The organism is Nocardia aurantiaca, from assembly GCF_009708175.1.
GTDB lineage: Bacteria > Actinomycetota > Actinomycetes > Mycobacteriales > Mycobacteriaceae > Nocardia > Nocardia aurantiaca.
Genome location: NZ_WMBB01000002.1, coordinates 161,472 through 179,334, shown reverse-complemented (window position 1 = coordinate 179,334; position 17,863 = coordinate 161,472). Strand labels below are relative to the sequence as shown.

Here is a 17,863-nt window from a genome sequence, read left to right as displayed (position 1 = left end):
ACAAATCACCCGAACAGTTTTCGACGCCACGCCGGGCAGCCCGTCGAAAGCCTGCGTGGCTAGGCCGATCGGGACCACGTCGCGACCGCCACCGCGACGAAGGTGAGCGCACAGCCGATCACCGCCGCGGAGGAGAGCCCATACCCGGTCGGCGCGACCACATCCAGTACCACCGAGGCCAGCAGCTGGCCCGCCACCGACGTCAGCCCGAGCAGCAGCACCCCGATCCAGCGCACCACCGCCACCGCCAACGCCACGAACGAAATCCCGATCAACCCGCCGAGATACAGCCACGGCGCACTCGGCAGCGGCCCGAATCCACCGCGCCGGACCAGCACGCCCGCCTCGACGACCGCCAGCGCCGCGGTGCCGGTCGCGAAATTGCCCAACGTCGCCGACAGCGGCCCGCCCACCGCGCCCACCCGGCCGTTCACCGCCTGCTGCCAGGCCACCAGTACACCCGCGACCAGCGGCAACACCACCAGCACCACCGACGCGCCGGAATGCCCGCCGGTGATCGAGCCGGATCCGTTCCGCCCCACCACCGCGAGCACAACCGCCACCAGCACCAGGACCGCGGCGCTGACCCGCCGTGCCGTCACCGGGCTCCGGCCGCCCGGCCCCAGGCCCATCCGGTCCACCACCAGACTGCTCACCAGCTGCCCCGCCACCGCGGCCACCGTGAACACCGTGACCCCGATGGTCGTCACCGTGAGCCCCTGACACGCAACGAAATACGCGCCCGACAACCCACCCAGCAGCTGCCACCAGCGCAGCCCCCCGGATTCCAGCGCCGCCCGCACCCGCCCGACGCCGGCACGCAGGCGCCCGCTGCACGCGAACACCACGGCCAGGATGAGCAACCCGCTCCCGAAACTGATGGAGGCCGCCGCGATCCCGTCCCCCAGCCGATGCCCCAGCTCGCCGTTGATCCGCGCCTGGACGGCCACGGCCGCGCCGATGGCACCCCCGAACCCCAACCCCACCCACCGCCGCATCGCCACCGCCCGATTGTCCCCGCCTGCCCTGACGCCGTTCCGGCCGACCAGATCATGCCCCTCGGCGCTCGTCCACACTTCGTCCCCGGGGCATCCAGGTAGGGAGCAGTCCCGCGGCCAGCAGCAGCGGCACACCGAGCAGTGCGACCATGACCGGCGGCGACAGCCAGGTGGCGGCCACCGCGGCGAAGACGAACACCAGCAGGGCGATCACCTCCGTGGCCAAGCCCGACACCGATGTCACCGTGGCACGTGCCGGACCGGCGATGGCGTCCTGCGATCGGGCCGAGGCGATGACATCGGCGTTGTAGTCGATGCCGTAGGCGATGCCCACCGCCGAAAAGCCCACGGCCGTCAGCACATACATGGCCCCCGGATGGTGGGCGGCCGCACCCGCCAGCAACGCGCCGGCGATGAACAGGACGCCGGCCACGGCCAGCACCGCAGCCATCACCCGCGCCGATACGCCGCGGGTGCGGCCCGCCAGCGTCGCACCGGCCAGGGCTCCGGCCACCGTGACGCCCACCAGCACCGCGGACACAGACGGCCCGGCGCCCGCGTGGCCGGCCAGCAGGGCGAAGTACTCGTCGAACGCCGTGATGCCGTTCAACAGCGCCACCAGGACCACGCCACGCCGAATCACCCGCACCCGCAGGGCCTCTCGCAGACCCGCGCGCAGCGTTGCCAGATAGCCGATGGATTCCGATTCGACCGCGCGGGATTCGAACATCCTGTGGCTCTCCTGCGTGCCCAGCTCGTCCGGCTCCCGCTCGGCGACACCGTCCTCGAGATCCTCGACCTCCGCCGCGGATACCGACTTCGGTGCGCTCGGCAGCAGCGCCGCGGTCACGGTGTGCACCACGGCAATCGCGACACTCGACCAGGCGACCAGCGCATAGCCACCCCACGCGTAGAGCGGAGCCGCTATGAGAACGCCCGCGAGCGCGGCGGATTCGCCGGCGGCGCGGACACAGCCCATCACCCGCGGGTATTCGGCGGCCGCCGCGCGGGCGTACAGATCGTCGTAGATCAGCGCCTCGACGGTGCCCGACCGGAGCGCGCCCGAAGTACCCCACAGCACGAAACCGGCCGCGAACCCCAGATAGGACGGATACCGGATCCACACGGCGAAACCCGCGCCCAGCAGCGCACCCGACAGCATGAGCAGGCCGCGCCGCGAGACCGTGTCGGCCCAGGCGCCGGACGGAATCCCGAGCAGGAACGAGGTCGCCGACCAGAGGACGAACAGCGATGAGATCTGCGCCGCGTTCAGACCGCGCGCGGCGAACAACAGGGCGTAGATGGCGTAGAGCGGGATCAGGTCCGCGGTGAATGCGAACAGGATCGCGCGAAGGGTCAGTGCGCGTACCGAACCCGCGGGCTCGCCAGCCCGGGGTAGAGCACTACAAAGGACGAATCAACAGGCGTAGACCAGCATCCGCATGCGGTCAACTCTGCGCGCCGGGCTCACCACCGTCAAGCGGATCGTCCAGCGGGATCCAGCCGTGGGCGGGCGGCTCGTTTTCCGACAGCGCCGCCCCGACCACGCCGTGCCGATCATTGAGGTCGTTGATGAGCTCCGACACCGGGTGCGAGTCGCTGTAGTGGTAGCCCTGGGCCAGCGCGAAGCCGAGCTCGGTGAGCACCGCCGCCTGATATTCGGTCTCCACGCCCTCGGCGATGACCTGCAGGTCGAGCGATTTGCTCAACGCCGCGATCACGCCCAGCAGCGGCGGCGCGGGGGAATCCGATCGGATGGACGCCACGAAGGACTGGTCCACCTTGAGGATGTCCGACGGCAGCGTGGCCAGGCGGCTGAGCGAGGAGTAGCCGGTGCCGAAATCGTCGATGGCGATGCGGACGCCGCCCTCGCGCAGCTTGTGCAGGTTCGCGATAGCGGTCTCGGATTCGGCGGCCAGCTCGCTCTCGGTCACCTCGAGCACGAGTTGCGCGGCGGGCCAGCCGGTTTCCTCGAGAATGCCGGAAACACGGTCGGCGTACTCGGTTTCGGCCAGCTCCAGCCCACTCACATTGACGTTGAGCGTCAGATCCAGCTGTGCGAAGGTCTCCTGCAATCGCGCGGCGTCGGCGCAGGCACGACGCAACACCAGCTCATCCAGATCGGAGATGAGGTCGTATTCCTCGGCCACCCGGATCAGGCCCTCGGTGGTCACCTCCGGCTGCGCGTGAGAAGACCAGCGCAGCAAGGCTTCCACGCCGACCGCGCGGGCGGCGCCGTCGGCGAGACTGACGATCGGCTGGTACTGCACGTCCAGCGTGCCGCGGTCGATGGCCTCACGCAGCTCCACCGCCAGCGGCAGCTGCCGCGAGGACTCCAGCACCGTGCGATTGCGGCCCGCCTGCTTGGCCCGGTACAGACCCACATCCGCGCGCGACACCAGCAATGACCCGGATTCGCCCGGCTGCCAGGACGTCACACCCGCAGAACAGCCGGTGGTGACGGCCGCGCGCAACTCCTCGGTCAACAGGATCGCGGCCTGCTCGGTGGTGCCGGGCAACAGCAGCGCGAAGGCATCGCCGCCGTAGCGCGCCAGTCGCTGCTCCGGCGCAAGCAGTTTCGACCAGGTATCGGCCACCCGCTGCAACACCGCGTCGCCGGCCCGGTGGCCCAGGTGATCGTTGATCTTCTGGAACCGGTCCAGGTCCACCAGCACCAGGGCCAGGCCCTGACCGGTGCGGGTGGCGTGCGCGATGGCATTGCTCAGCGCCCGGTCGAAACCGCGCCGATTCAGCAGACCGGTCAGCACGTCGATATCGGCGTCCGACGCCATGCGCGTCAAGATGCCGACCACGATGCCGATTCCGAAGGTGATGCCCGCCGGAATGATGCCCGACCACCACGGCAGCCCGCGCGAAGGCACCACCCACAGGCAGCAGGCGATGGCGAACGCCAGGTGTGCGCCCAGCCATCGCCAGGAGAAGAAGATGGCGGCATCACAGGCGACGAACACATAGAACGCCGCCAGGCTGATCGCGCCGACCGTGTTCGGAAACCAGTGCACCGCAATGGTCACCAGCACGGTCGCGGTCGCCACATAGGCGTGATGCACCGAATGCGGCAGCCGCGGACCCCAGATCAGCAGGCTCACACCCAACAGCAGCGCCACGAACGCCGCCGCGCCCACCAGCGGCCGATTGCCCTCTTCACCCGGGGCGACCGCCGTCAGGATCAAGCCCAGGACTCCGCCCATGACGTAGAACGCCCCGGTGGTCCGAGCCATGACCATTGCCGTCGCCAGCGCCGATGCCGCCCGCACCCGGGTCCGGGTATCGCCGCGAGACCCGATTCCTCGCACGACGCCTAGCCTAGACACAAGCCCTGCCAGCGGTAGACACAACCGACGGAAATAAACCACGCCGAGTAGCGAATACTCAGCGCGGCTCCAGCACTTCGGTGCCGACGAAAGGCACCAGCGCAGCGGGCACCCGCACCGAACCGTCGGCTTGCTGATGGTTTTCCAGCAACGCGACAATCCACCGAGTCGTCGCCAACGTGCCATTCAGGGTGGCGGCGATCTGCGGCTTGCCGTTCTCGTCCCGGTACCGGACATTCAGCCGACGCGCCTGGAACGTCGTGCAATTCGAGGTCGAGGTCAGCTCGCGGTAGGTCTGCTGGGTGGGAACCCAAGCCTCGCAATCGAATTTGCGGGCCGCCGAGCTGCCCAGATCGCCGGCGGCCACATCGATGACGCGGTAGGGCACCTCGATGGCGGCGAGCATGTCCTGCTCCCAGGCCAGCAGCCGCTTGTGCTCGGCATCGGCCTGGTCCGGCGTGGTGTAGACGAACATCTCCACCTTGTCGAACTGGTGCACGCGGATGATGCCGCGAGTGTCCTTGCCGTAGCTGCCCGCCTCACGGCGGAAGCACGACGACCAGCCGGCGTAACGCTTAGGGCCCGCGCTCAGATCCAGGATCTCGCCCGAGTGATAGCCCGCCAGCGGCACCTCCGAGGTGCCGACCAGGTACAGGTCGTCGTCCTCGAGGTGGTAGACCTCGGCGGCGTGCTGGCCCAGAAAGCCGGTGCCCTGCATGATCTCCGGGCGCACCAGCACCGGCGGGATCATCATGGTGAAGCCGTTGGCCACCGCCTTCTGCGCGGCCAGCTGCAGCAGGCCCAGCTGCAGCAGCGCGCCGTTGCCGGTGAGGAAGTAGAAGCGCGAGCCCGATACCTTCGCGCCGCGCTCCATGTCGATCAGGCCCAGCGATTCACCCAGATCCAGGTGATCCTTGGGCTCGAACTCGAATTCGCGCGGGGCGCCGACGGTCTCGAGCACGATGTAGTCGTCCTCGCCGCCGGCGGGCACACCCTCCTGCACCACGTTCGACAGGGCGCGCTGGGCGGTGTCGAGGTCGGCGTCCGCGGCGGTCTCGGCCGCCTCGGCCTCCTTCACCTTCGCCGACAATTCCTGACCGAGCTGCAGCAGCGCCGGGCGCTCGTCCGGGGAAGCCTTGCCGACCTTCTTGCCCAGGGCCTTCTGCTCGGCGCGCAGATTGTCGGCCGTCGCGACCGCGGCGCGACGGGCGGCATCCGCCTCGAGCAGGGCATCCACCAGGGAGGGGTCCTCACCGCGCGCACGCTGCGACGCACGGACCACATCCGGGTTTTCCCGCAGGAATCGAAGGTCGATCATGGGTATTCAGCCTAGTGCGCGGGCGCTAGTGGATTTCCGACAGGTCCGAAGCACACGATTTGATCTTGATCTGTTCAGCTTCGCTTCGCTATCCCGACGATCCACCCCACGACCGGGCGATTTCCACCCTAGGGTTAGCGGCATGGGACGGCACGGAGCCCGGCAGCGGCTCCGCCGTGGTCTTTCGGAGGAGTCTCACCATGCCCCAATACACCCCGCACACCGCCGATTTCGTGGTCGTCGGAGCCGGATCCGCGGGGGCCGCACTGGCCGCACGACTGAGCGAGCGGCCCGGCGTCAGCGTCGTGGTCCTGGAAGCCGGCGGCGAGGACAGCGACAAGTTCGCCCACATACCCGCGGCGTTCAACCAGCTCTTCCAGGGCCCCAACGACTGGAACTACCGCACCGAGCCACAACCCGAACTCAGCAACCGACGCGTGTACTGGCCGCGCGGCAAGATGCTCGGCGGCTCCTCCTCCATGAACGCCATGATGTGGGTGCGCGGCTTCGCCGCCGACTACGACGAGTGGGCGCGCTACGCCGGACCGAGCTGGTCGTTCGAACAGGTACTCCCCTATTTCCAGCGCCTGGAATCCGTCGAGGAGGCCAACGAACCCGGCGAGGGCCGCAAGGGACCGCTGCACATCTCCCGCCAGCGCAGCCCCCGCGCGCTCACCCACAGCTACCTGCAGGCCGCCGGCGAAGCCGGATACCCGGTAGAACGCGCCAATCTCGATCGGCCGCAAGGCTTCTCGCAGACCATGGTGACCCAGAAGCGCGGCGCCCGCTGGAGCACCGCCGATGCCTACCTGCGACCCGCCCGGCAGGCGGGGCGCAACATCACCGTCATCACCGAGGCGCACGCCACCCGGGTGCTGTTCGAAGGCAAGCGGGCCACCGGGGTGGAATTCCGGGTCGGCGGCGTCGGCGGCGAGATCAAGCAGATCACCGCCAAGCGCGAGGTCATCCTGTCCGGCGGCGCGATCAACAGCCCGCAGCTGCTCATGCTCTCCGGCATCGGCGACGGCGACCGGCTGCAGGAACTGGGCATCCCGGTGGTGCGACATCTGCCCGAGGTCGGACGCGGTCTGCGCGACCACCTGGCCGCGCCCATCGTCTACCGGACCACCGCGGGCAGCCTCTACGGCGCGGACAAGAACCTGCTCGAGCTCGCCAACTACCTGGTGCTGCGGCGCGGCCAGCTCACCTCGAACATCGGTGAGGCCTACGGGTTCACGCGCAGCCGCGAGGATCTCGACCTGCCCGATCTGGAGCTCATCTTCGCGCCCGCGCCGTATATCGCCGAGGGCCTGGGCGACCCGGACGGGCACGCGCTCACCTTCGCCGCGGTGCTGCTCAAGCCGGAATCCATCGGCAGCATCACCATCACCTCGTCCGATCCGTTCACCGCGCCGCGCATCAACCCGCGCTACTGCGCCGAACCCGCAGACCGCGCCGCCCTGCTCACGGGTCTGCAGGCATGCGTCGATCTGGCCCACCAGCCTTCGCTGAAGGAGCACATCGGCGAGCTCATGCAACCGGCGGTGCCCTCCGACACCCCGATGGAGGAGGTGCTGCGGCGCTGCCTCGAGGACCACGCCCACACGCTGTACCACCCGGTCGGTACCTGTGCCATGAGCCGCGACGAGTCCAGCGTGGTGGATCCGGAACTGCGGGTGCGCGGCATCGAGGGCCTGCGCGTGGCCGACACCTCGGTCATGCCGATGATCACCCGCGGGCACACCCACGCCCCGGCGGTCCTGATCGGCGAGAAGGCGGCCGACCTGATCACGGCGTAGGACCGGGTCCTCGAACATCAACGGCGGCCTATGAGCATTCGGTGGTAAGCGGCGCGTCTCGTTCTGGACCGAGCGGAGGGAAGGAGGAACGAGACCCTCAGCGCCGCGAACCGGCCGGAGCGAAGCGGAGACAATTAAACTCACTCGCGATGCCTGAGCAAAAGATGCCTTCGCAGTGGCCCGCGCCCCCGTCTTCGCAGCGCCCCGGGCCGCCGACCCGTCGGAAGCCCACTGTGCTGGATCGTTTGCTGACGCCGTTGCGCGCGGTGGAGTCCACGCTGAACAAGAACGGTCCGCTCTCGGCGTCGACGGTGCGGTGGGGGTTGCTGGCCATGGCGGTCGGCGTCACACTGGCCGTGCTCATCACCATGTTCGCCTCCAACGGCTTCGACTCCAATCGGGTGAAGGCGCACGCGCCGGGGGCAGCCCAGCCCACCGGCGCCGTCGCGGGCGCGGCCTTCGGCACCGCCAAGGAAGGCGACTGCCTGACCTGGTCCAAGTCCAATGCCGGCGACCTCACCAAGGTCGACTGCGCGAGCAAGCACCTGTTCGAGGTGACCGCGGACATCGACCTGAGCAAGTACCCGGGCAAGGAATTCGGGCCCGGCTCCCGCTTCCCGGATTCGCTGCGCTTCTCCGAACTGCGCGACGAGCACTGCCTCAGCGCCGCCCAGGAGTATCTCGGCGGCCGCCTGGATCCGCGCGGCAAATTCGTTGTCGGCCTGATCAATCCCGGTGAGGCGGGCTGGAAGGCGGGCGAGCGCACGCTGCGCTGCGGCCTGCAGGTCTCCGGCAGCCAGGGCATCGCCACCAAGCCCATCACCGGCGGCGTGCGCGATATCAACCAGTCCAAGACCTACGACATCGGCACCTGCATCGGCATCAAATCCAACCTGCCCACCGATCCGGTCGACTGCACCCAGCCGCACGCCTTCGAGATCGTCTCCACCGTGGACCTGGCCACCCACTTCAACGGCGGGCCGCCCTCGAAGGACGATCAGGACAAGTACATGGAAGACGCGTGCGCCAAGGACGCCGGCGATTATCTCGGCTCCCCCGATGCGCTGCGCAACAAGACGCTGACGCTGTTCTGGGACGCGCTCGACGCGCGTAGCTGGCTGGCCGGTTCCCGCAGCCTCAACTGCCTGGTCGGCAAGGGTGCGGACCAGGAGGGCTTCGCCACCATCACCGGATCGGCCAAGGGCGACATCCAGATCGACGGCCAGGCCCCGGTGCCGCCGCCGAACAACGGCCGCTACACACCGCCGCCGCTGCCCGGCGCGGCCCCGCCGGTCATCCCTCAGCCACGCTGACCCGGTCGCAGACATGCCCGTCCCGATGTCCGAGGACCGCTTCGAAGAGTTGGTCGGTGATGCTCTCGACCTGATTCCGCCGGAGTTGTCACAGGCGATCGACAATGTGGTGGTGCTCATCGAGCCGCGCAGCGACGAGGACCCCCACCTGCTCGGCCTCTATCACGGCATCGCCCTCACCGACCGGGACTACAGCCACTACGGGGGCGCGCTGCCCGACACCATCACCATCTATCGCGACGCCATCCTCGAGATGTGCCGTAGCGAAGAAGAGGTGGTGGAAGAAGTGGCGATCACCGTGATTCACGAGATAGCGCACTATTTCGGGATCGACGACGAGCGACTCCATCAGCTGGGATGGGGCTGATCAGCGGCGCTGGGAACCGGTCAGCGAACCTCTACGTCCAATCTTCATAACCGGAAGAAGAACGTAGAAGGGAGCCCGATCATGGTCGGCCACGTCCTCGTGCAGCCCGAGGTGATCCTCGCGGCCGCCCTGGAACTCGATCTGCTCGCCGAACGCCTGGCCGCGGCCGCGAGCGCGAGCGCACCGGCCACCCATGTCCTCCCCTCCGGCACCGAAGAGGTGTCCTTCCTGGCCGCCGCGCATTTCAACAATGCCGCGCTGACCCACGACCGCTCGGTCGCCCAGGGCATTCTCGAACTGCATCACGCCGCCGCCACTCTGCGCAGCCAGCTGGCCCAGTACCTGGCCCAGGACGCGGTGCGCGCGGCCGGTATCGCCGCGATCCAGGCGTAAAGGGACCGACACGCATGACGCTGGGAATCACCGGGGTGTTCTGGCTGCCCCGCATGGCCGAACTCAATTCCGTCTCCCTCGATACCGGCACGCATGCCATTCCGCTCGCGGCCGCGGGCACCGCCTGGGGCGCGCTCACCGCCTCCTGGGTGGATGCCAGCACCACCGTGGCGCGGGTCATGGCCGAGATCGGTATCGGGCTCGAGGGCCTCAACGGCCTCACTGTGCTGGCCCGGCTGGGCGGCTTCACCGTCTGGGCCGAACAGCAGGCCGTCATGGCGGGCGTCATGGCGGGCAAGGCCGCCGCCAATGCCACCGCCTACACCGTGGCCTCCATCGCCATGCCGAGCCTGCCGGAGATCGCGGCCGCGGACGCCGCGCGGGTGGCCGCCTACACCAGCGGCGGCGCGCTCAACGGCGCCGCGGAGGCGGCCGAAGCGGCCAAGCTGGCGCTGGACATCCGGGCTGCGCTGGTCATGGAAACCTATGAGGCCGCAACGAGTTCGATGGTGGCCACGCCCGGCCAGTTCCTCAGGCCGCCGCCCATCGCCATGGGCGCCGGCTCGGCCAACGCGGGCGGGGACGCGCTCACCAGTGGCGACGATCCGCTGCGGGCAGCGCTGGGTGCGGCCGCCGGGCCGGCACAGGATCCGGCTGTCATCGGTGCGATGTCCCGAGTCGCGCAGGTGGCGGGGACGGTGGTCATCAGCGGTGTCACCGGTGTGGGAGACGTTGCGAGCGCCGCGATTACCGCCGTCGCCGAGGCGGTGACGCAGACGCCCGGCCTCGGGACCTCCGGCCTGCCGGTCGCCGCGGGCACGGGTGCCGTGACCGTCGGCGCGGCACTCGCCACCCGGGCGGTGTCCTTCCATAGCGGCGGCACCTCGGTGAACATCGGAAGCGGCGCGGGTGCGCTGCGGCTGCCCGAGGGCTGGGGCGCGGGCCTCGGAAACACCGGCGCCGCACCGACTCCCGTTGCGCCGATCGCCGACCCTGTGCTTGCCGCCACGACCCCGGCGTCCACCGCACCGGTCCGCTCGACCGGTTCCAGCCCGCTACTGGGCGCTTCGGGCGATGACGAGGAACACACGCACCGCGGCCACGACTACGGCCGCTCGCTGGAGGTGTTCGCCGACGGCCGGGTCATCGCGCCCGCGGTCATCGGCGGCGAACCGCAGACCGACCAGTGACCGTCCTCGGCGTGGGCCGCGGGCCGTCGCTGCTGCGATCGGTCACGCTGTCCCTCGACGAAATGCAGTATCTCCAGCAGACATTGGGGATCGACGAACTGCCGGTCGTGCTGAATGCCACGGGCCGCTACGACACCGCCGCCGAGCACGACGCCGCCATGGCGGGCGCTGCCGCCACCCTGGCCGACCGCGACCTCGTGGACGGCGACCAGGTGCACCCGGAACTGGCCGAACGACTGCGCGTGCTCTACCGGCCGCACTGGGTGCTGGCCCTGCGCTGGTATGTGGCCGGCCAGGTCAACCGGTGCTGCCTGGCCAAGGGCGACGACTTCGAGGTGGTGGCGCTGCGCGGCCCCGGCTCGTATGCGCTCGACGAGGCGAGCCACGATCTTCCGGGCATCGTCATGGCCGCGCTCGCCCCGGCCGATCCGCTCGAACTGTCCGGAATGAACGCGCCCACCGAGGACCTGGTCCCCATCCTCGACAATGCGGGCGATGCCGCCACCACGGCCGCGCGGCTGACGAAAGTGGGCAATCCGGTGCGCGATGCGCAGATGCTCGCTTCGGCTCTGGTGCAGGTGAATTCGCACGCGGAGATCGTCGGCGTGCGCCACGGCGACGGATCACGGGACGTGGCCGATCGTCACCTCGCGGTGTACGACACCCGGCACGGCCGCTTCCTCGCCAGCACCACCACCGCCGAGGACGGGACCAAGTGGACGTCCTTCGCGAGCGGCACCACGGCCCGACTGCGCACGGCCCTGCGCGATCTCATCGAATCCCTGCCGCTACGAACGGAATTCCCGTCCTAGCCCATGGGGTCGTCCCCGGTGGCGGCGATGGCGTCGGCGAACGGGGCGGGATAGCGACCCCAGCGGGTGCACTCCCAGAGGTTGTCCGCGAAGGGCATCAGCTCGATGGTCTCGGTATTGTCCAGGTGATTGTTGGCGGCGAAAAGCCTTGGCACACCGGTGAGTTCCCGTGACACCAACCGCATGGCCGCGCCGTGGCTGACCACGATGACGTCCGGGGAATCCGGGGCCGCGAGGAATTCATCGCGCAGCCGTTCCAGCGCGGGGATATAGCGGGCGAGCACTTCCTCACCGGATTCACCGCCGGGCACCCTGACGCTCAGATCACCGAAATGCCACGCGTGATAGACCCTCTGGAATTCCATGTGCGCGGCCGTAGTGTTCAACCCCTCGAGGTCGCCGAGCTGTACCTCCTGCAGATCCTCCAGCACGGTCAGCGAGACGCCGGTGGCGGCCTCGATGTAGCCGCCGGTCTGCTGGGCGCGCAGCGCGGCCGAGGAGAACAGCCGCTGGGGCGGCGCGGTCAAATTCGCGCCGTAGGTCTTCGCCTGCGCCACACCGCGTTCGGTGAGCGGCAGACCCGGCAGGCGGGTGTCGAGGATCTTGCCGACATTGCCCTCGGTCTCGCCGTGCCGGACCAGGATGAGTTTGCCGGTCACAGGTCGGCCACCCCTTTCTTCAGATCGGCCAGCCAGGCCGCGGCGGGTGCGTCGGGCGGCGGCGGTGTGCCGGTAGCCGAGGTGGCGGGCCAGGAGCCGAGATAACGAATCCGGGCGGCGGTGCGGTGCAATGCCTTCAGGGCCTCGGCCACGGCGGTGTCCTCGATGTGCCCGACGCAGTCCAGATAGAAACGGTAGGTGCCCATGCCGGTGCGGGTGGGCCGGGATTCGATGCGGGTGAGATCGATACCGCGGGTGGCGAATTCGGCGAAGGCGCGCATGAGCGAACCGGGCTCGTTCGCCAGCTCCAGCACGATCGAGGTGCGATCGGTCCCGGTGCGCGGCGGCGCGGGCTGCGGGGTGGCGACCAGCACGAAGCGGGTGATGGCCCGATCCACGTCGGCGACCCCGTGGGCCAGGGTGGCGAGTCCCAGGCGTTCTCCCGCCAGCGCGGTCGAGACGGCGGCATCGGCGTGCCCGGCGGCGACGTCCTCGGCGGCCGCGGCGTTGGAGGCGGAGGTGTACATCTCGGCCAGCGGCACATTCGCGGCCAGCCACATGCGCACCTGTGCGGCAGCGACCGGATAGGCCGCGATCCGCCGCACCTCGTCGAGGGCGACACCGGGGCGGCCCACGATCGTGAAGGCCACGTCCAGATCGGTTTCCGCGAGAATCTGCAGCCGCGGGCCGACGGCCAGCGCGTCCAATGTCGGCGCGATCGACCCCTCCACCGAGCTCTCGATCGGCACCACGGCGCCCGCGGTTTCCCCGGCGCGCACCAGCTCGATGGCCGCGCCCTGGCTGGGGGCCGCGACACGTTCGACCGGCCCATCGAAGATTCCGGTGGACTCCAGTTGGGCGAGGGCCATCTCGGTGAAAGTTCCCGACGGCCCGAAGTAGGCGATACGCGGCACGGTTACGACATTACTTGCGTGTGCGCGGTCACCCTCGGCTTTGGCCAACTCCTGGGTAACTTCGCACCGCGCCGGGCGAGTTCAGCCGCCGAGCGGCGCGAGCGCGGCGGTCACGGCCGCGACCTCGCGGGTTTCGATGGCCAGCAACACCTCCCGGAACGCCTCGACCGCGGGCGGTTTCAGCCCCGCGAGGAACCTGATGTCCGGTGCGCCCAACGCGGCGCGAATGTCCTCCCCGCACAGCGCGGCCACCGTGGCCGCGACGCCCGCCAGCGCGCGCTCGCCGGAGTCGGCGCGGGCTACGAAACCGCTGTCGCCGTGCACGATTCGCACCAGGAACTCCGACACCGCCTCGTCGTCGAGCGCCAGGTCCAGCACCTCGACGCCGGGATCGGCCGAGACCGGGCGGACCAGATCCGCGGTCAGGCCGCGGGCCGCGCGGGGCGGCACGGACAAGGTGAGCGCGACCGGCTCGGACGCGGGGGACGAATCGTGCGGCACGCCTTCACGGTAGCGATCGGCAGGCCGGCCCTCGGCACTGCCACCCGGGAAGGTCTTGCGCGCGCGATCCATGTCACTTAGCTTAGGTTTACCTAATTCGACTCCGGAGGTGTGTATGCCACACGCGGCCCAGGTCGTCGCGCCCACAACCGCCGAACGCGTGCACAGCGCCTGCGCGCACGCCGAGAGCGCGGTCCTGGCCCTGCCCGGCCTCGATCCGGTGCCCACCTCCGTACACCTGCTGCGGCAGTGCGGGGACATGGTGATGGCGATCCCGATGAACTCCGCCGCCGCCGGCCTGGTGCTCGGCTGCGGCGCGAACCGATCCCCGGCGGTCCTCGAACTCACCGATCAAGCGCCACTGCCACTGCGCGAACCCGTTCGCGCCCTGGTCTGGCTGCGCGGCTGGGCCCATGCCGTGCCCTCCCACGCCCAGCGCGCGCTGGCCGGTGCGGTCGCCGCCGACCACCCCCATCCGGACCTGCTCGATATCGGCCACACGGCCATCCTGCTGCGGCTGGTCATCGACTCCGCGGTAGTGGCCGACACCTCCGGCGCCGACTCGGTCGACCGCGAGCAACTACGCGACGCCCGCCCCGATCCGTTCTGCGCGCTGGAAGCCGGTTGGCTGCAACACCTTCAGGCCGACCACCCGGATGTGGTGGACCGCCTGGCCCGCCGCCTGCCGCACGCCCTGCGCCGCGGCGCCCCCATCCATCCGCTGGCCATCGACCGCTACGGCGTCACCCTGCGCGTCGAGGCCATCGACGCCGACCATGACATCCGCATCCCCTTCGACGCCCCCGCCCACGACATCGAATCCCTCAGCCGCGCCGTACACGCCTTGGCGGGCAACCCCTTCCAGGGCGGCCTGCACCGCATCTGACGAGTTCACCGGGCGCCCGCCTAGATTGGCGAACATGGTTTCGGCTGATCCCGCACCCGTGTGGCCCGCGCCCGAATCGTCCGAACAGGGCCGACGGGCGATCAAACTCGAGATCGCGGTGGTGCTGGTCGTCACCTTCGGACTGAGCGGGGCCAACGCGGCGCTGTCATTGCTGGAGAGCGCGCTCGCGCCCGGCGGGGTGGGCGGGCAGTCCGTCGCGCTGAATCCGTCGCGGGCGGCGCAGTCCACCATCGACCTGCTGTTCCAGCTGGTGAGCGTGGCGCGGCTGCTCGGCTGGGCGGCGCTGGGGGTCTATCTGCTGTGGCGCAGCGGGATCGCGCCGCGGACGGTCGGACTGGCGTGGCGGCCGCGTTGGCGAGCGGACGTGCTGCCCGGGCTGGCGCTCGCGACCCTGATCGGAATCCCCGGGCTGGGACTGTATCTGGCGGCGCATGCGCTGGGTGTGAGCGTCACCATAGTGCCCAGCTCGCTTCAGCACTGGTGGCGGCTGCCGGTGCTGGTGCTGTCCGCGTGGGCGAACTCGGCGGCCGAGGAGGTGCTGGTCGTCGCGTACCTGATCTCGCGGTTGCGGGCCCTGGGGTGGTCGGAGAACCGGTCACTGCTGGCATCCGCGCTGCTGCGCGGCAGCTACCACCTGTACCAGGGGCTGGGCGGCGGGCTCGGAAACGTGGTCATGGGATTGATCTTCGGGCGCTACTGGCAGCGCACCAACCGGCTCTGGCCGCTGCTGCTCGCGCACGCGCTGATCGACACGATCGCCTACATCGGGTATACCTTCCTGCGCGGACACGTCTCCTGGCTGCCGTAATCCAATCGGAACGAGCCACGCGGCAGCCACTATCGGTACTGTTTCCCTTGATGAACGGCGACGACCCCCAGCACTTTGCACGGATGCGCCGGGAGCCGCCGCCGGGACGCCCTGGCGAGGTCCCCGCGCACCCGCCACGACCCGTGGCGAATCACGGGCAATCACAGAGACCTTCGTCTCAGCGGCCGCCCGCGGACGACCGGTCCGTTAACGACGGCAGGCCGCGCATAGAACCAACTCGAGTGATCCGACGCGATGAATCCGGTCAGGCCCTGGCGTACTCACAGGTGCCGCCGCCCCGGAATCCGGCACCGCGGCAGCGGCGGCCGGGCAATCACGTGCCGCCGCAGGGCGATCCTGTTTCCCCACAGGGCAATCGCGGCGCCGGCCACGATCGGATTCCGCCGCAGGACAATCGGATTCCACCGGCGCGGGAACGCGCCGCCGCCCCCATGGGCCACGCGCCGACCCAGCAGCCGGTCCCCTTCCGGGACGAGCCGCCGTGCACTCCGCCGCCGCCGCTGCCGGGCAAACGCCGTGGCGGCGACGGTCGTCCACCGCGCGGGTCCAGGCCCCGCAAGAAGCGGCACTGGTTCCGCTGGATTCTGTCGCTGCTGGTGGTGCTCCTGCTGTTGCCGGTCGCCGCGGCCATTTATGTCGACACCCACCTGACGCGGATCGACGCTCTCGCGAACTATCCCGGACGGGTCGGCGACACGCCCGGGACGAATTGGCTGCTGGTGGGTTCCGACAGCCGTGCGGGGCTGTCCAAATCGCAGGAGCAACAGCTGTCCACCGGTGACGCCACCGATGTGGAGGGCGAACGCACCGACACCATCATCCTGGTACACGTCCCCAAGTCGGGACGGCCGACGCTGGTCAGCCTGCCGCGCGACTCGTATGTCGGCATTCCGGGCGTCGGCAAGGACAAGCTCAACGCCTCCTTCGCCGTCGGAGGCGCGCAACTGCTGGTCAAGACCGTGGAGGGCGCGACCGGCCTGCACATCGACCACTACGTGCAGATCGGCTTCGGCGGCTTCGCCAATGTGGTGGACGCGGTCGGCGGCATCCAGATGTGCCTGGACACCCCCATGAAGGACCCGCTGGCCGGCATCGACCTGCCCGCGGGCTGCCAGACCCTCAACGGCGCGGAGGCGCTGGGCTTCGTGCGGTCCCGTGCGACCCCGCGCGCCGACCTGGATCGCATGCTCAACCAGCGCAAATTCCTCAGCGCCCTGCTGAAGAAGGCGGCCGGGCCGGCCACCCTGGCCAATCCGTTCCGGTCCTGGCCGCTGGTCCGGGATCTGACCGCCGCGCTGAAGGTCGACAACGGCGCGCACATCTGGAATCTGGCGAGCCTCGGCAATGCGCTGAACAGCGATCCGATCACTACCACGGTGCCCGTCGGCGGGTTCGAGGACGTCTCCGGGAGCGGCAATGTACTGCTCTGGGACAAGACCAAGGCGAGTGCGTTCTTCGATGCCCTGGCCAAGGATCAGCAACTGCCGCAGGACTTGATCACCACGGTCGGCAGCTAGAACGAATGAGGCGACACTTGCCTCGATAAGGCTGCGCTCAATAAGGCTGCACTTGCATGACACACGATATGACCAGGATTAATGTCGTCGACATGTCCACCCGAACCCAGACCAAGCGCAGCAAGTTCCACGCCCTGCTCCAGGATCAATTCCGCAACGAGTTCAATGCCGAGCACCAGTACATCGCGGTGGCGATGTGGTTCGACAATGCCGATCTGCCCGTCCTGGCCAAGTATTTCTATCAGCAGGCCGTCGAGGAGCGTAACCACGCGATGATGATCGCGCGGTATCTGATCGATCAGGACATTGCGGTCGAGATGCCCGGAACCGATGCCGCCACTTCGCATTTCGCGAATGCCAAGGAGCCGATCGCGCTGGCGCTCGCGCAGGAGCGGGCGGTCACCGACCAGGTCGTCCAGCTCGCCAAGACCGCCCGGGAAGAGGGCGACTACCAGGGCGAGCAGTTCATGCAGTGGTTCCTCAAGGAGCAGGTCGAAGAGGTCGCGACCATGGATACCCTGCTCACCGTCGCCGAGCGGGCCGGCGCGAATCTGTTCGATCTGGAGTATTTCGTGCAGCGGGAAATGAGTGGCCCGAAGGACACCTCGGGTGCGCCGCACGCCGCGGGCGGCTCGCTCTAATTGCTCATGGGCCGAACGGAATTCGCGTCCGGCCCGGTGGATTGACATAGCAGGCCCGGTCCCTTGCGCTGGACCGGGCCTGCCGCATGTGCTCGGCTTTCTGCGATGCGTACCCGCCTTTTCCTTACTTGGTCGGCACGGTGACGGTGCCGGTGGCATTGGCGGACAACGTACCGAACATCGACTTGACCAGGGCCAGAACGGCATCCATGGCATTTCTCCTCATCTGATATCCCATGCGATGGTCATCGGATCCCCCGTGAAACTTCCGGGGTGCAGAGAACCTAACCGAGCACTCAGAGCGAAACAGGCACTTTTCAGAAAAATCCCCGCAAAAAAATCGGGCCGCTCACCGAGTGAATCCTGTTCA

The 17,863-nt window shown here is 69.1% G+C and carries 17 protein-coding genes; 10 read left to right on the top strand and 7 right to left on the bottom strand.

Features of this window, described 5'->3' with window-relative positions; genetic code table 11:
• Positions 1-59: 59 nt before the first annotated feature.
• The 4 genes from GLP40_RS04325 to serS all read right to left on the bottom strand — a co-directional run bounded on the left by GLP40_RS04325 (position 60) and on the right by serS (position 5,651).
• Positions 60-998 carry a DMT family transporter gene (locus tag GLP40_RS04325; RefSeq protein ID WP_154786822.1) on the bottom strand — a complete coding sequence of 313 codons (939 nt, stop codon included), beginning with the start codon at positions 996-998 and terminating at the stop codon, positions 60-62.
• A gap of 52 nt (positions 999-1,050) precedes the next feature.
• The gene (locus tag GLP40_RS04320) at positions 1,051-2,340 is read right to left on the bottom strand and encodes an MFS transporter (RefSeq protein ID WP_154786523.1); all 1,290 of its coding nucleotides are present in this window, start codon (positions 2,338-2,340) and stop codon (positions 1,051-1,053) included.
• Between the two features lie 106 nt (positions 2,341-2,446).
• A complete protein-coding gene (locus GLP40_RS04315) occupies positions 2,447-4,315 on the bottom strand; it encodes a putative bifunctional diguanylate cyclase/phosphodiesterase (RefSeq protein ID WP_328289673.1) in 1,869 nt (622 codons plus the stop codon).
• 76 nt (positions 4,316-4,391) lie between these two features.
• A complete protein-coding gene (gene serS / locus GLP40_RS04310) occupies positions 4,392-5,651 on the bottom strand; it encodes a serine--tRNA ligase (protein WP_154786522.1) in 1,260 nt (419 codons plus the stop codon).
• 200 nt (positions 5,652-5,851) lie between these two features.
• Between serS and GLP40_RS04305 the strand changes: the two genes are divergently transcribed.
• The 6 genes from GLP40_RS04305 to GLP40_RS04280 all read left to right on the top strand — a co-directional run bounded on the left by GLP40_RS04305 (position 5,852) and on the right by GLP40_RS04280 (position 11,525).
• Positions 5,852-7,450: a GMC family oxidoreductase gene (locus tag GLP40_RS04305; protein ID WP_154786521.1), complete on the top strand. Its 1,599-nt coding sequence runs from the start codon at positions 5,852-5,854 to the stop codon at positions 7,448-7,450.
• 233 nt (positions 7,451-7,683) lie between these two features.
• Positions 7,684-8,763 (top strand): septum formation family protein, encoded by a 1,080-nt coding sequence (locus GLP40_RS04300; RefSeq protein WP_407671528.1) that lies wholly within the window; start codon positions 7,684-7,686, stop codon positions 8,761-8,763.
• 13 nt (positions 8,764-8,776) lie between these two features.
• Positions 8,777-9,130, top strand: a complete 354-nt coding sequence (locus GLP40_RS04295) for a metallopeptidase family protein (protein WP_154786520.1) — start codon at positions 8,777-8,779, stop codon at positions 9,128-9,130.
• An 81-nt stretch (positions 9,131-9,211) separates the two neighbouring features.
• Positions 9,212-9,523 (top strand): PE domain-containing protein, encoded by a 312-nt coding sequence (locus GLP40_RS04290; protein WP_154786519.1) that lies wholly within the window; start codon positions 9,212-9,214, stop codon positions 9,521-9,523.
• A 14-nt stretch (positions 9,524-9,537) separates the two neighbouring features.
• Complete coding sequence (locus GLP40_RS04285; RefSeq protein WP_154786518.1) at positions 9,538-10,713, top strand: PPE domain-containing protein; 1,176 nt, start codon at positions 9,538-9,540, stop codon at positions 10,711-10,713.
• 11 nt (positions 10,714-10,724) lie between these two features.
• Positions 10,725-11,525, top strand: a complete 801-nt coding sequence (locus tag GLP40_RS04280) for an ESX secretion-associated protein EspG (protein ID WP_328289672.1) — start codon at positions 10,725-10,727, stop codon at positions 11,523-11,525.
• On the opposite strand, the gene GLP40_RS04275 is transcribed toward GLP40_RS04280, so the two are convergent.
• The 3 genes from GLP40_RS04275 to GLP40_RS04265 form a co-directional block, all read right to left on the bottom strand.
• Positions 11,522-12,184, bottom strand: coding sequence for a histidine phosphatase family protein (locus GLP40_RS04275; RefSeq protein ID WP_328289671.1), 663 nt, complete (start codon positions 12,182-12,184; stop codon positions 11,522-11,524). The genes GLP40_RS04280 and GLP40_RS04275 overlap by 4 nt on opposite strands.
• Entirely contained in the window at positions 12,181-13,098 is a 918-nt protein-coding gene (pheA, locus tag GLP40_RS04270; RefSeq protein WP_328289670.1) for a prephenate dehydratase, read from the bottom strand. Before pheA ends, GLP40_RS04275 begins: the two co-directional genes overlap by 4 nt.
• An 81-nt stretch (positions 13,099-13,179) precedes the next feature.
• Positions 13,180-13,671: a hypothetical protein gene (locus GLP40_RS04265; RefSeq protein WP_230329229.1), complete on the bottom strand. Its 492-nt coding sequence runs from the start codon at positions 13,669-13,671 to the stop codon at positions 13,180-13,182.
• 43 nt (positions 13,672-13,714) lie between these two features.
• Here GLP40_RS04265 and GLP40_RS04260 point away from each other — a divergent pair, with 43 nt between their 5' ends.
• The 4 genes from GLP40_RS04260 (at position 13,715) to GLP40_RS04245 (ending at position 17,493) form a co-directional block, all read left to right on the top strand.
• A complete protein-coding gene (locus tag GLP40_RS04260) occupies positions 13,715-14,485 on the top strand; it encodes a DUF2470 domain-containing protein (RefSeq protein WP_154786517.1) in 771 nt (256 codons plus the stop codon).
• Positions 14,486-14,519: 34 nt separating this feature from the next.
• Positions 14,520-15,314, top strand: coding sequence for a CPBP family intramembrane glutamic endopeptidase (locus tag GLP40_RS04255; RefSeq protein ID WP_154786516.1), 795 nt, complete (start codon positions 14,520-14,522; stop codon positions 15,312-15,314).
• 242 nt (positions 15,315-15,556) lie between these two features.
• Positions 15,557-16,852: an LCP family protein gene (locus GLP40_RS04250; protein ID WP_407671527.1), complete on the top strand. Its 1,296-nt coding sequence runs from the start codon at positions 15,557-15,559 to the stop codon at positions 16,850-16,852.
• A 92-nt stretch (positions 16,853-16,944) separates the two neighbouring features.
• On the top strand, positions 16,945-17,493 hold the full coding sequence (locus GLP40_RS04245; protein WP_154786514.1) for a ferritin: 549 nt from the start codon (positions 16,945-16,947) through the stop codon (positions 17,491-17,493).
• The last annotated feature ends 370 nt before the right edge of the window (positions 17,494-17,863 follow it).